At 64.1% G+C, this 12,704-nt stretch carries 12 protein-coding genes; 10 read left to right on the top strand and 2 right to left on the bottom strand.

All coding sequences use genetic code 11. The annotated features are described in order from the left end of the window. Window position 1 precedes the first annotated feature (1 nt). The 5 genes from KDD17_RS13520 to KDD17_RS13500 all read left to right on the top strand — a co-directional run bounded on the left by KDD17_RS13520 (window position 2) and on the right by KDD17_RS13500 (window position 3,908). Window positions 2-559 (top strand): PqiC family protein, encoded by a 558-nt coding sequence (locus KDD17_RS13520; RefSeq protein ID WP_212704137.1) that lies wholly within the window; start codon window positions 2-4, stop codon window positions 557-559. A gap of 143 nt (window positions 560-702) precedes the next feature. After that, window positions 703-1,191, top strand: a complete 489-nt coding sequence (gene smpB / locus KDD17_RS13515) for an SsrA-binding protein SmpB (protein WP_212704136.1) — start codon at window positions 703-705, stop codon at window positions 1,189-1,191. Next, complete coding sequence (locus KDD17_RS13510) at window positions 1,184-1,801, top strand: glutathione S-transferase family protein (RefSeq protein WP_212704135.1); 618 nt, start codon at window positions 1,184-1,186, stop codon at window positions 1,799-1,801. The genes smpB and KDD17_RS13510 overlap by 8 nt, the downstream gene beginning before the upstream one ends. A gap of 68 nt (window positions 1,802-1,869) precedes the next feature. Next, window positions 1,870-2,724 (top strand): 3-mercaptopyruvate sulfurtransferase, encoded by an 855-nt coding sequence (gene sseA / locus KDD17_RS13505; RefSeq protein WP_212704134.1) that lies wholly within the window; start codon window positions 1,870-1,872, stop codon window positions 2,722-2,724. After that, window positions 2,724-3,908, top strand: coding sequence for an amino acid aminotransferase (locus KDD17_RS13500; protein WP_212706244.1), 1,185 nt, complete (start codon window positions 2,724-2,726; stop codon window positions 3,906-3,908). Before sseA ends, KDD17_RS13500 begins: the two co-directional genes overlap by 1 nt. Window positions 3,909-4,022: 114 nt before the next feature. Here the strand turns inward: KDD17_RS13500 and KDD17_RS13495 are convergent, their stop codons facing one another. Next, a complete protein-coding gene (locus tag KDD17_RS13495) occupies window positions 4,023-5,336 on the bottom strand; it encodes an ammonium transporter (RefSeq protein ID WP_431358129.1) in 1,314 nt (437 codons plus the stop codon). Between the two features lie 16 nt (window positions 5,337-5,352). After that, the gene (locus KDD17_RS13490; RefSeq protein WP_067288315.1) at window positions 5,353-5,691 is read right to left on the bottom strand and encodes a P-II family nitrogen regulator; all 339 of its coding nucleotides are present in this window, start codon (window positions 5,689-5,691) and stop codon (window positions 5,353-5,355) included. 258 nt (window positions 5,692-5,949) lie between these two features. Here KDD17_RS13490 and KDD17_RS13485 point away from each other — a divergent pair, with 258 nt between their 5' ends. The 5 genes from KDD17_RS13485 (at window position 5,950) to KDD17_RS13465 (ending at window position 12,692) form a co-directional block, all read left to right on the top strand. Continuing rightward, entirely contained in the window at window positions 5,950-8,190 is a 2,241-nt protein-coding gene (locus KDD17_RS13485) for a transglycosylase domain-containing protein (RefSeq protein ID WP_212704132.1), read from the top strand. Between the two features lie 184 nt (window positions 8,191-8,374). Beyond that, the gene (locus KDD17_RS13480) at window positions 8,375-10,111 is read left to right on the top strand and encodes a type I secretion system permease/ATPase (RefSeq protein WP_212704131.1); all 1,737 of its coding nucleotides are present in this window, start codon (window positions 8,375-8,377) and stop codon (window positions 10,109-10,111) included. Next, a complete protein-coding gene (locus tag KDD17_RS13475; protein ID WP_212704130.1) occupies window positions 10,108-11,412 on the top strand; it encodes an HlyD family type I secretion periplasmic adaptor subunit in 1,305 nt (434 codons plus the stop codon). Before KDD17_RS13480 ends, KDD17_RS13475 begins: the two co-directional genes overlap by 4 nt. A 66-nt stretch (window positions 11,413-11,478) precedes the next feature. Next, window positions 11,479-11,937 (top strand): RidA family protein, encoded by a 459-nt coding sequence (locus KDD17_RS13470; protein ID WP_212704129.1) that lies wholly within the window; start codon window positions 11,479-11,481, stop codon window positions 11,935-11,937. Next, window positions 11,934-12,692, top strand: a complete 759-nt coding sequence (locus KDD17_RS13465) for a glycerophosphodiester phosphodiesterase family protein (RefSeq protein WP_212704128.1) — start codon at window positions 11,934-11,936, stop codon at window positions 12,690-12,692. The genes KDD17_RS13470 and KDD17_RS13465 overlap by 4 nt, the downstream gene beginning before the upstream one ends. The last annotated feature ends 12 nt before the right edge of the window (window positions 12,693-12,704 follow it).

Here is a 12,704-nt window from a genome sequence, read left to right as displayed (position 1 = left end):
CATGACCTTTCTGAAACCACTCACTCTCTGCTTCGGGCTGGCGCTGCTGGCGGCCTGCGGTGCCTCTGACCGGATCGCGGTTCAATCGCCTCCGGTCGCGGAAAAGATCCGCATCGGTTTTGCCTCGGTCGAGGTCAAGGATGTGTCACTGCCAAGCTACGCCGCCGCCGACGAGATCGCGCAACAGGCGGCGGATGGCACGATCGTGTCGTCCGGCGTGCAATGGGGCGACGCGCCCGAGCGCGCAATCGGCCTTGAGATCAGCCGCAACCTTGCGCGGATGAGCGGCCGCCGCGTCGCGCCGGAGCCATGGCCGTTCGAGGAGGAAGCCTCCGCCGCCCTCGACGTGCGCTTTATCGAGCTGATCGCCGGGATGGACGGGATCTTCCGCGCGAACGGGCAGTATTTTGTCGGCGTCTTCAACGGGCGCGAACGCTCGGGTCTGTTTGATCTGACCGTGGCCTACGATCCCAAGGGCGGGCCCGCCGCCATTGCCCGCGCGCGCGGACAGATCGTACTTGACCTGACCGCCTTCATTGCGCGCAACGGCCTGCGATAGCGCCCGCCAGCAGCCGCGGGGATCGGAATTTTCGAAAATTCCGGTCCGATTTTTTCAAAAAATCGGCGCCGCGAGCGAAGGCGCACACGCCCGGATATGGCCCGTCCCTTGCGGGCGGGGCGTGCAGGCTCTATCTGCGTGACATGGCTCAGGTAAAATCATCCTCCAAATCGGACCCCAACTATAAGGTCATCGCCGAAAACCGCCGCGCGCGGTTCGACTACGCGATCGAGGAGGATATCGAGTGCGGCATCATGCTCGAAGGATCCGAGGTGAAATCGCTGCGCCAGGGCGGCGCCAACATCGCCGAAAGCTATGCTGCGGTCGAGGATGGTGAGCTGTGGCTCGTCAACGGCTACATCGCCCCCTACAAACAGGCGAAAACCTTTGGCCACGAAGAGCGACGGCGCCGTAAATTGCTGGTCTCGCGCAAGCAACTGGCGGATTTATGGAACGCGACCCAGCGCAAGGGCATGACCCTGGTCCCCATCGTGATGTATTTCAACCACCGGGGCATGGCCAAGATCAAACTGGGCATCGCCAAGGGCAAGAAAAACCACGACAAGCGTGAAACCGCGGCCAAGCGGGACTGGAACCGCCAGAAGGCGCGGCTTCTCAAGGATCATGGCTGAGCCACTTACGCTGCTGGGCTACGGCCCGTCCGTCTATACCCGCATCGCGCGCATGGCTTTGGCAGCGTCCGGGCAGGGCGCGCAATACGTCGAGGTCGATCCTTTCGCAGCCCCGCCTGATCCCCGGCTTGCAGCCGTCAGCCCCTTCGGGCGCGTTCCGGTTCTGGTGCAGGGGGATTTCATCCTGACGGAAACATCCGCGATCACCCGCCATCTGATGGGCCATGACGCGGGTAAGGACAGACAGGCCGCCGCCCGGCGCGAGCAGGTTATCGCCGTGCTCGATGCCTACGGCTACTGGCCGCTTGTGCGCCAGATCTTTGTGCACGGGTATTTTGCCACGCGCGAGGGCGCGCCGTCCGATCCGCAGGTCCTGGCTGCGGGTCTGCGGGCGGCGCAGCCGGTTCTGAACTGGTTGGACGGCATCGTCCGTGAACCTGGCGCGCTTACCGGTCCGCCCGCGCGGGCCGATCTGCATCTGCTCGCAATGCTCGACTATCTGACACGTGCGCCCGAAGGAGCGCAGCTGCTGGCGACATTTGCCGATCTCTCAACCTATTGGGCGATCCACCGGACCCACCCGTTGCTGCGCGCCACCGATCCGCTCTGACCCCGCCCCTTGCGTCAACCGGGCGGCGGGAGTAGGGCTACGACATCTTCTTTAGCGGAGGGACTGCCTTGACCGACGATCCAAAAACACTTGTCTCGACCGACTGGCTGGCAAAACATCTCAAGGATCCCGATCTGCGTATTCTCGACGCTTCGTGGTATCTGCCCGACGCGGGGCGCGATGCGCGCGCCGAATACGATGCCGCTCACATCCCCGGTGCCCGTTTCTTTGACATTGACGAGATTTCGGATGCCCGGTCGGATCTGCCGCATATGGCCCCCCCGATCGAGAAATTCATGTCCCGCATGCGCGCGATGGGCGTTGGCGACGGGCATCAGGTGGTAGTCTACGACGGGGCGGGGGTGCTTTCAGCGCCGCGCGTCTGGTGGCTGTTTCGCCTGATGGGGCAGGACAACGTCGCCGTGCTGGACGGTGGCCTGCCCAAATGGCTGGCCGAGGATCGTGCGACCGAAGATATGCCGCCCATCCCGCGCGACCGTCACATGACCGTGCGCTTTCAGAACCAGCTGGTGCGCGATGTCACGCAGGTGGCGCATGCGTCCAAGCTTGGCTCGCCGCAAATCGTCGACGCCCGCGCCGCCGCGCGCTTTCGCGGGGAGGCGCCCGAGCCGCGCGAGGGTCTGCGCGCAGGCCACATCCCCAAATCACGCAGCGTGCCCTACGACAGCCTGCTCAACGACGACGCCACGCTGAAATCCCCCGAGGAGACACGCGCGATTTTCGAGGCGGCGGGCGTTGATCTGGCCAAGCCGGTCATCACCTCCTGCGGGTCGGGAATCACGGCGGCCGTGCTCGCCCTCGCGCTTGAGCGGATGGGCCACCGCGACTGGGCGCTGTACGATGGATCCTGGGCCGAGTGGGGAATGTTCCCCACCGTGCCCGTCGCAACCGGAGACGCATGATGCTCGAAACCCTGCAACCGCAACCCGCCGATAAAATCCTCGCTCTGGTGCAAGCCTACCGCGAGGATCCGCGCGAGACCAAGATTGACCTTGGCGTCGGCGTCTACAAGGACGCGACCGGCCTCACGCCGGTGATGCGCGCCGTCAAAGCGGCCGAGCACAAGTTGTGGGAAGAGCAGGACACAAAGGTCTATACCGGCCTTGCGGGCGATCCCGCGTTCGCGGACGCGATGATTAATCTTGTGCTGGGCGACGCCGTGGCGCGCGACAGCGTTGCCGCCGCAGCCACCCCCGGCGGCACCGGGGCCGTGCGTCAGGCGTTCGAGCTGATCCAGATGGCGCGCCCCGACGCACGGATCTTTGTCTCTGACCCGACGTGGCCGAACCATCTGTCGATCCTGAAATACCTCGGGATGCAGGTCGTGCCCTACCGCTATTTCGACAATGACAGCCGCGGCGTCGATGCGCAGGGCATGCTCGATGATCTGGCGCAGGCGAAAGAGGGCGACGTGATCCTGCTGCACGGCTGCTGTCACAACCCGACGGGTGCCAACCTCAGCGCGCCGGAATGGGACGCGGTGATAGCACTTTTGCAAAAGACCGGTGCAACCCCGATGATCGACATCGCCTATCAGGGGTTCGGCGACGGGCTGGAGGCAGACGCCGCCGCCACGCGCAAGGTGGCGTTCAGCGTGCCGGAATGTCTGATCGCGGCGAGCTGTTCCAAGAACTTTGGCATCTACCGCGAACGCACCGGCCTGCTGATGGCCGTCAGCGCGGATCAGAGCGCGCGCGGGCTCAATCAGGGCACGCTTGCCTATCTCAACCGCCAGAACTTCAGCTTTCCGCCCGATCACGGTGCGCGGCTGGTGACGATGATCCTGACCGACCCCACCCTGCGCGCCGACTGGCAGGCAGAGCTTGAGGAGGTCCGCCAGACCATGCTCGGCCTGCGCACACAGCTCGCGACCGAGCTGCAACAGCGTGCGGGCTCGGACCGTTTCGGGTTTCTGGCACAGCACCGCGGTATGTTCTCGCGCCTTGGCACAACGCCAGAGATGGTTGAGAAACTGCGCGCCGATCACGCGGTCTATATGGTGGGCGACAGCCGGATGAACATCGCCGGGCTGAACGCGCAGACGGTGCCGATCCTTGCGCAGGCGATTGTCGAAGTCGGCATTTGACACGACGCTACCTGAGTGAAACGGAAAAAGCCCCGCCAAATTGGCGGGGCTTTCTTTTGTCTGCCAAGGTCTTCCCCGGCCCGTGGGGAGGAGGTCACGGGCCGGAAAAAATGATCAGCGGACGAAGTCAGGGTAGGCTTCCATGCCCAGCTCGCTGGTGTCGAGCCCGGTCACTTCGGCTTCTTCGCTCACCCGGATGCCCATGACGGCCTTGAGGATGAACCACAGGACGGCGGCGGCAACGAAGGTGAACACACCGTAGGCCACGATACCTGTCAGCTGGGTCACGAGGCTCGCGTCGGTATTGTAGAACACGACGGCAATGGTGCCCCAGATCCCGGCGAAGAGGTGCACGGGGATGGCGCCCACAACGTCGTCGATCTTCAGCTTGTCGAGGAACGGCACGGTAAAGACCACGATCGCACCACCGACGGCACCAATCCAAAGCGACCCGAACAGCGAGGGCGCCAGAGGCTCGGCCGTGATGGACACGAGGCCCGCCAGACAGCCGTTGAGGACCATCGTCAGGTCGACTTTCTTGTACAGCACCTGCGTCAGGATCAACGCACAGACAGCACCCGAAGCCGCAGCCATGTTCGTGTTGGCAAAGATGCGGCCCACGTCGGTGATGTCACCTACGGTACCGGCTGCCAGCTGCGAGCCACCGTTGAAGCCGAACCAACCCAGCCACAGGATGAACGTGCCCAATGTGGCCAGCGCAAGGTTGCTGCCGGGCATCGGGTTGACTTTGCCATCCTTGTATTTGCCCAGACGTGGCCCGAGGATCAGCGCGCCTGCCAGAGCAGCCCAGCCGCCGACGGAGTGCACGATGGTGGAGCCCGCAAAATCGCTGAAGCCCATCTCGGACAGCCAGCCGCCGCCCCACTGCCAGGAACCGGAAATCGGGTACAGGATACCTGTCAGCACGACCACGAATATCAGGAAGGGCCACAGCTTGATCCGCTCCGCCAGCGCGCCCGACACGATCGACGCAGTCGCCGCAACAAACATCAGCTGGAAGAAGAAGTCGGAAGCTACAGAGGCGTAATCAAGCGAGGCATCCGCCGCCGCGAGGCCCACGGGCTCCAGCACGGTTGGGACGAAGTTGAATGCAAAATAGCCGTTGAAATCGCCCGGATACATCAGGTTGAAGCCAACCAGCCAATACATGATCGACGCGATGGAAAAGAGCGCGATGTTCTTTGTCAGCTGCATCGTGACGTTCTTGGACCGCACGAGGCCCGCCTCAAGCATGGCAAAACCGGCTGCCATCCAGAAAACCAGAAAGCCGCCCACAAGGAACAGCAGCGTGGTCATGATATAGGGACCGATTTCATCGAAACCGGGGGCGGCGGCATCCTGCGCCAGCGCGAGGCCGGGCAGCAGTGCCAGACCGGCCGTCAAAGGAAGTAGGTGTTTGTTTTTCATCATTCCGTCCTTGCGTTTAGATGGCGTCTTCGCCGGTTTCGCCGGTGCGCACACGCACGGCCTGTTCGACGTCGAGCACAAAGATCTTGCCGTCACCGATTTTGCCCGTCTGGGCGGTTTTCGAGATCACTTCGACCATCTGGTCGGCAACACTGTCGGCCACGACCAGCTCAAGTTTGACCTTGGGCACAAAATTCACGACGTATTCGGCGCCGCGGTAGATCTCTGTGTGGCCCGACTGCGCGCCAAAGCCCTTGATTTCCGTTACCATCAAGCCGCGCACGCCCGCTTCGGTCAGCGCTTCGCGGACCTCTTCGAGCTTGAACGGTTTGATCGTCGCTATGATGAGTTTCACCTGTCAGTCCCCTTTCGTGAGTGCAGCCACTGCCTGCACGGTACGCCCAGAGCAAAAGGGAAGGAGGGCGCCGTTGGGAAGTTGGCCGGGGCGATTCACGGCGCCCAACACAGCTCGGTTGTCCAAAAAATAGGCGGAAAATTAGTTTTGCCTAAAATGCAGGCATAAATTAGAAGCTGCTGCGCGGATCAATCGCTAAACAATTCCGCCGCGACGCAGTATTGTCCGAAAAACATCAGCCCGAGCAGGCAAAGATCCATGAGTGATTCATCCAAGAGAAAGCGGCCACTGGTCGCCGAGAACCGCTATCGCGGGAAATCCGGCGCGGCCAAATCCACGGCCAAGCCGACAGCGTCCCGGCGCAAGAAGCCCGCCGCGAAAAAGCGCGCCGCGCGCAAGCCCCGGCGCGGCGGGATCATCGGTTTCTTTGCCGCCATCGTGCGGTGGATCCTTCGGCTGATCTGGGTGATTTTTTCGCGCACCGCGCTGGTCGGCATCGCCGTTCTGGCGCTGATCGTTGGCTATTTCTACACAACGCTGCCCCCGGTCGAAGAGTTGCTGGACGGGCGGGCCAGTGGATCGGTCACGATGATGGACCGCGAGGGCGAGGTTTTCGCTTGGCGCGGCGATCAATTCGGCGGGGCGGTGACGGCGCAGAATGTCTCGCCACACCTCAAGAACGCGGTCATCGCGACCGAGGACAAGCGGTTCTACCGCCACATAGGCCTCAGCCCGCGCGGCATCGCGTCGGCCATTCGCATCAACCTCAGCGAGGGGCGTGGGCCGCTGTCGGGCCACGGCGGCTCGACCATCACGCAGCAGACGGCCAAGCTGTTGTGCCTGGGGGAGCCGTTCGATCCATCCTCGGGCATGACAGAGGCCGAGTACGAGGCCGATTGCCGCCGCGGCTCGATCAAGCGCAAGGCGCGTGAGGCGGTCTATGCGCTGGCGATGGAGGCGAAGTACGACAAGGACGAGATCCTCTCGATCTACCTCAACCGCGCCTACATGGGCGGTGGCGCCTACGGGGCAGAGGCGGCGGCGCAGCGGTTTTTCGGCAAGAACGCGGCAACGCTGAACCCGGCGGAGGCCGCGATGATCGCGGGTCTGCTGACGGCGCCCTCGACGCTTTCGCCCACGTCAAACCTTGAGCGGTCGCGCAACCGCGCCGCCACCGTGATCCGCCTGATGAACGAGCAGGGCTATCTCAGCGCCGAAGAGGCCGCCGTCGCGCAGGCCAATCCGGCAGAGCTGTCGGATGCCGCACAGGCGCGGGCGGGCGGCTATTTCGCCGACTGGGTCATGTCGACGGGGCCGGAGTTCTTTACCCGCAACACGACCGAGGATGTCATCATCCGCACAACGCTGGATCAGCGTATGCAAAAGGCCGCCGAGGACGGGCTGAAATGGGTGTTCGACAACAAGGTGCGCCCCGGCTCCGAGGCGCAGGCCGCCATTGTGGTGATGAGCGCCGACGGCGCCGTGCGCGCCATGGTCGGCGGGCGCAAAACCAAAGTCTCCGGCGCGTTCAACCGCGCCACGCAGGCGCTGCGCCAGACCGGATCGGCGTTCAAACCGTTCATCTATGCCGCCGCGCTTGATCTGGGCTATTCCCCCAATGATCTGGTGACGGACGAGGCCTATTGCCTGAACATCCCCGGTTCGGGCCAATGGTGTCCCAAGAATTACACCAATCGTTTCATCGGCCAGACCACGATGACCAATTCGCTGGCGCAGTCGCTCAATATCCCGGCGGTGAAGATTTCCGAATCCGTGGGCCGCGAGACCGTCAGCACCGTGGCCGAACAGTTCGGGATCAAGAGCGATCTGGCCGCCGGTCCGGCGTTGGCACTCGGTGCGTCCGAAAGCACCCTGATCGAGATGACGGGTGCCTTTGCGGGCATCCTCAACGGCGGCTCTTCGGTGACGCCCTACGGTCTGATCGATCTCAGCCTGCGCGGCGATAACGAGCCATTGATGGGCACTGGCGGCGGGATCGGGGAACGGGTCATTCAGGAAGATGCCGCGCGGCAGTTGATCTATATGATGGAGAAAGTCGTCAGTGAGGGGACCGGACAGCGTGCGCAATTCGGGGGCCGTCAATTGGCGGGCAAGACCGGCACGACGAGCGCTGCCAAAGATGCGTGGTTCATCGGCTTTTCGGCCGACTACGTCGCCGGCGTCTGGATGGGCTACGACGACAACACCCCGCTCAAGGGCGTGACCGGCGGCGGATTGCCCGCCGAGATCTGGCGCGAGACGATGCAGCGGGTGCACGAGGGGGTACCGCCCAAACCCCTGCCATTGATGCCGCCTGCGCCCGCGCAGGTCATCTTTGAGGGCGACAGCATCGCAACCGCCCCCGAACCCGCCGCCCCGCCCCGCGCGGCGCAGGGCGGACAGGGTGGGCTGATCGATCAGGTCCTGCGGGACATCTTTGGGGGCGGTGGGGGCTCCGGCGGTGCGGCAGCGCCCGCGCCGAATGCGGGCGATCGGTAGCGCGCCCGCCGTAGTGTGGGCCGCACACCACCGAAAAAGACGAAATCGCCCGGGTCGCTGAAATGGCTTGTTAACCAAACATCGGCTTGGATAGCCTAGGCAGGATTTAAGACAGACCGGCATATTGGGCCGGAACAGGCGGTGCGGCCCTATTCCGGCTCGCCGCACCTCTGGAGGGGGAGCCATGCAATCAGAACTCGCCAAGCGCGGCCGGGAAGAGCTTTTGCAGGTGCGCAAGCGCAGCCGGTCGCTGTACTGGACTGTGGGGCTGTTTTCCGCCTTTGCCAATCTGTTGATGCTGACGGGCCCGATGTACATGCTTCAGGTCTATGACCGGGTGCTGGGATCGGGTAGTGAGGCGACGCTGGTGGCCCTGTCGCTTCTGGTGCTGTTTTTGTACGGGGTGATGGGCATCCTCGACTACACACGCGGGCGGATCATGGCCCGTGTGGGCGCCCGGTTTCAGGATGATCTGGATCGCCGGGTGTTTGATGCCGTGGTGCGCAAATCCGCCGTGGCCCCGGACGTCAAGACAAACGCGAGCCTCGCCGATCTGGAATCGGTGCAGCGGCTGATCACCTCTCCGGTGCTGATGGCGGCCTTCGATTTGCCGTGGACGCCAATCTTTTTCGCGGGGATTTTCCTCTTTCATCCGTGGCTCGGCTATCTGGGTCTGGCCGGGGCGGCGGTGCTGGTTCTGCTGGCGGTGGCAAATCAGCTCTTGTCCAAGGCGGCACAGGCGCGCGCCAGCATGGCCGGGCAGCAGGCGTCGGCCATGTCTGACCAGATCCGTACCGAGGCCGAGATGGTGCAGGCCATGGGCATGCGCAACGCCGCCTTTACCCGCTGGCAAAAGGCCCGCAGTCAGGCATTGGCCGATCACGTGACCGCCACTGACGTGGGCGGCACCTTTACCTCGATGACAAAGACGATCCGCCTGTTCCTGCAATCTGCGATGTTGGGTCTGGGCGCCTATCTGGTGCTACGCAATGAGATGTCACCGGGGGCGATGATCGCGGGGTCGATCCTGCTGGGCCGCGCGCTGGCACCTGTCGAGATGGGGCTGAACCAATGGCCCATCGCGCAGCGCGCGATGACCGCATGGGACAACCTCGCGCAGCTTTTGGGTGCTGTGCCACCTGAGCCACCGCATACGGAACTGCCCAAGCCCAAGGCCCGCCTTGTCGCAAAGAACCTGACCGTCGTACCGCCCGGCGAAAGCCAGGCCTCGCTGAAATCCATCAGTTTTGCGGTTGAGCCGGGTCAGGCCGTGGGTGTGATCGGCCCCTCTGGCGCGGGCAAGACGACGCTGGCGCGCACGCTCACCGGCGTGTGGCGCCCTGCGGGCGGGTCGGTGCGGCTCGACGGGGCGGCGCTTGAGCATTATGGGACCGAAACACTGGGCCGCCATATCGGCTATCTGCCGCAGCGCGTGGCGCTGTTTGACGGCACCATCGCGCAAAACATCGCGCGGCTGGCGGATGTGCCCGACGACGGCAAGGTCATCGCCGCCGCCAAGATGGCCGCCGCGCATGAGATGATCCTTGAGCTGCCCAACGGCTACGACACCATCGTGCAATCCGGGCAGGTCCGCCTGTCGGGTGGTCAGATGCAACGCATCGGGCTGGCGCGCGCCGTCTACGACGAACCGGTGATCCTTGTGCTGGATGAGCCGAACTCGAACCTCGACAACACCGGCAGTCAGGCGCTCAATCACGCGATCCGCGAGATGAAGGCGGCGGGGCGTTCGGTGCTGATCATGGCCCACCGTCCGGCGGCGATCCAGGAATGCGATACGCTGCTGGTGCTGGATGCGGGCATGCGCATGGCCTTTGGCCCGAAGGACGAAGTGCTCAAGGGCATGGTGTCGAACCACCGCGAAATCGCCAACGCACCGACCAACTCAGGAGGGGTGACATGAGCACCGACAAGAAATGGAGCGCCGGGCGTCCGGTGCTGATTGGCATGATCGGCCTGCTGGTTCTCTTCGGCGGCTTTGGCTACTGGTCGGTGACCAGCAACATCGCGGGCGCGGTGGTTGCCTCTGGCCGCATCGAGGTCGAAAGCAATCGTCAGATCATTCAGCACGATACCGGCGGCACCGTAGCCGAAATTCTGGTGAGCGAGGGTGACATGGTCGAAGCGGGCGCGCCCGTGATCCGGCTCGACCCGGCGCAGCCTGAATCCGAACTCGCCCTGATCGAGGGGCAGCTTTACGAACTGATGGCCCGCCGTGGACGGCTCGAGGCGCAGCGCGACGAGCGCGAGACGGTGACATTTGACGATGAACTGCTGCAGGCCGCCGCCGCCAACGAAGACCCACGCGAATTGATGGAAGGCCAGCGCAACCTCTTTGACGCGCGTCGTACGAGCATCGCGCGAGAAATCGAACAGCTGGGCAAACGTCGCAATCAGACCGAGGATCAGATCGTCGGGATCGAGGCGCAGGAACGCTCGCTCGCCACCCAGCTGGACCTCATCGAACAACAGCTGACCTCGCAGCAGACCCTGCTGGATCAGGGGCTGAGCCAAGCGGCCACCGTACTGGGCCTGCAACGCGAACAGGCCCGCCTGATCGGCGAGATCGGCGAATTGGCGGCGACCAAGGCGCGCGCCGAGGGCCAGATCACCGAGATCGAGATCGAAGTGCTCAAACTCGGCTCACGTGCCCGCGAAGAGGCGATTTCCGAGTTGCGCGAAATCCGCTACCGGGAGCTGTCGCTGGTCGAGCAGCGCCGCGCCCTGCGCGCGCAGATCGGGCGGCTTGAAATCCGGGCACCGGTCTCGGGCATCGTCTACGCCATGCAGGTCACGACCCCGCGGTCGGTCATCCGCGCGGCAGAGCCGGTGATGTACCTTGTCCCGCAGGACCGCCCCCTTGTGATCGCCGCGCGTGTGATGCCCACAAACGTGGATGAGATCACCGTCGGCCAGGAGGTCAACCTGCGCCTGTCCTCGCTTGACCAGCGCACGACGCCCGAACTGGTGGGCCGCGTGCTGTTGATCTCTGCCGATGCGCTGGACGACGAGGCCACGGGGCTCAGCTATTTCCGGGCCGAAATCACACTTGCCCCCGGCGAGATGGAGCGGCTGCCAGAGGGGACGCAACTGGTGCCCGGCATGCCCGTCGACGCCTTCATCAAGACCGGTGATCGCAGTCCGTTGGCCTATCTGGTCAAACCGATGGCGGATTACTTCGCGGGCGCTTGGCGCGAAAGTTGAGCGTCCCCCTTTCAACGGGCGTGGCCGGACGGTACCGTGTCGTAAATGCAAAGACAGGAGCACAAGATGAGCCACGCACAACGCCTTGAAGAAATGGGCATCACCCTGCCGGACGCTTCCGCGCCCGCCGCCAACTACGTGCCCTTCGTGCAGGTGGGCAGCACGCTCTACGTCTCTGGCCAGATCTCGCGCGATGACAGCGGACTGATTACCGGCGTTCTGGGCGATACAATGACCGTCGAAGAGGGGGCCGCGGCGGCCCGGACCTGCGCGCTGCAATTGCTGGCGCAGGTACGCATGGCCTGTGGCGGCGATCTGGATCAGCTCAAGCGGGTGGTCAAGCTGACGGGGTTCGTGAATTCGACCAAGGAGTTTGCCGATCAACCCAAGGTCATTAACGGCTGCTCCGACTTTCTTGTCGAAGCGCTGGGTGATGCGGGCGCCCATGCCCGCTCGGCGGTCTCCGCAGGCGCGCTGCCGCTGGGCGTCGCGGTGGAAATCGAAGGCATCTTTGAGCTGAAATGACCGTAACGCCGCTGCCCGACGGCTTTGCCGACCGCCCGTTCGCGCACCGTGCCCTGCACGATGTCACGGACGGGCGGCCGGAGAATTCGCGCGCCGCAATCCGCGCGGCGATTGCTGCGGGCTACGGCATCGAGATCGACGTGCAACTCAGCGGCGATGGCGCGGCGATGGTGTTTCACGACTACCATCTCGAGCGGCTCACCGACATGCAGGGCGCGGTCCAGCTGCACGATTCCGTGGCGCTGCGCGCCATTCCCCTGCGCGGCGGAACCGAAGGAATACCCGATCTGGCCGAGGTGCTGACCATTATCGCTGGGGCGGTGCCCCTGCTGATCGAGCTCAAGGATCAGGATGGCGGCATGGGCCCGCGCATCGGCAGGCTTGAGGCGGCGGTCGCCGCGGCGTTGGAGGGCTACGCGGGCGATGTGGCACTGATGTCGTTCAACCCACACTCTGTCGCGGAAATGCAGTCGTTGTGTCCCCATCTGCCGCGCGGTCTGACGACCTCGGCCTACCGCCCCGCCGACTGGCCGCTCAGTACCGCCACCTGTGACACGCTGCGCGAGATCCCGGATTACGACCGCACCGGATCGGTTTTCATCAGCCATGAGGTCGATGATCTGGACCGTCCCCGCGTCGCCGAGCTTAAGGCGCAGGGCGCGATGATCAGCTGCTGGACCGTGCGCAGCCCCGAACAGGACGCGCGCGCCCGCCGCATCGCCGATACCGTGACATTCGAGGGCTACGTCGCTTGATAAGCGCGTCAT

This window comes from Sulfitobacter albidus, from assembly GCF_018200035.1.
GTDB lineage: Bacteria > Pseudomonadota > Alphaproteobacteria > Rhodobacterales > Rhodobacteraceae > Sulfitobacter > Sulfitobacter albidus.
Note: the sequence above shows the minus strand (reverse complement) of the source record. Positions and strands in the feature narration are given on the sequence as shown.

What these genes read in the sequence shown, in the direction of transcription:
- KDD17_RS13495 (WP_431358129.1), bottom strand. Translation starts at nt 5,336, where the DNA reads ATGAAAAACAAACACCTACTTCCTTTGACGGCCGGTCTGGCACTGCTG.
- KDD17_RS13465 (WP_212704128.1), top strand. Translation starts at nt 11,934, where the DNA reads ATGACCGTAACGCCGCTGCCCGACGGCTTTGCCGACCGCCCGTTCGCG.
- KDD17_RS13475 (WP_212704130.1), top strand. Translation starts at nt 10,108, where the DNA reads ATGAGCACCGACAAGAAATGGAGCGCCGGGCGTCCGGTGCTGATTGGC.
- KDD17_RS13485 (WP_212704132.1), top strand. Translation starts at nt 5,950, where the DNA reads ATGAGTGATTCATCCAAGAGAAAGCGGCCACTGGTCGCCGAGAACCGC.
- KDD17_RS13470 (WP_212704129.1), top strand. Translation starts at nt 11,479, where the DNA reads ATGAGCCACGCACAACGCCTTGAAGAAATGGGCATCACCCTGCCGGAC.
- smpB (WP_212704136.1), top strand. Translation starts at nt 703, where the DNA reads ATGGCTCAGGTAAAATCATCCTCCAAATCGGACCCCAACTATAAGGTC.
- KDD17_RS13510 (WP_212704135.1), top strand. Translation starts at nt 1,184, where the DNA reads ATGGCTGAGCCACTTACGCTGCTGGGCTACGGCCCGTCCGTCTATACC.
- KDD17_RS13520 (WP_212704137.1), top strand. Translation starts at nt 2, where the DNA reads ATGACCTTTCTGAAACCACTCACTCTCTGCTTCGGGCTGGCGCTGCTG.
- KDD17_RS13500 (WP_212706244.1), top strand. Translation starts at nt 2,724, where the DNA reads ATGCTCGAAACCCTGCAACCGCAACCCGCCGATAAAATCCTCGCTCTG.
- KDD17_RS13480 (WP_212704131.1), top strand. Translation starts at nt 8,375, where the DNA reads ATGCAATCAGAACTCGCCAAGCGCGGCCGGGAAGAGCTTTTGCAGGTG.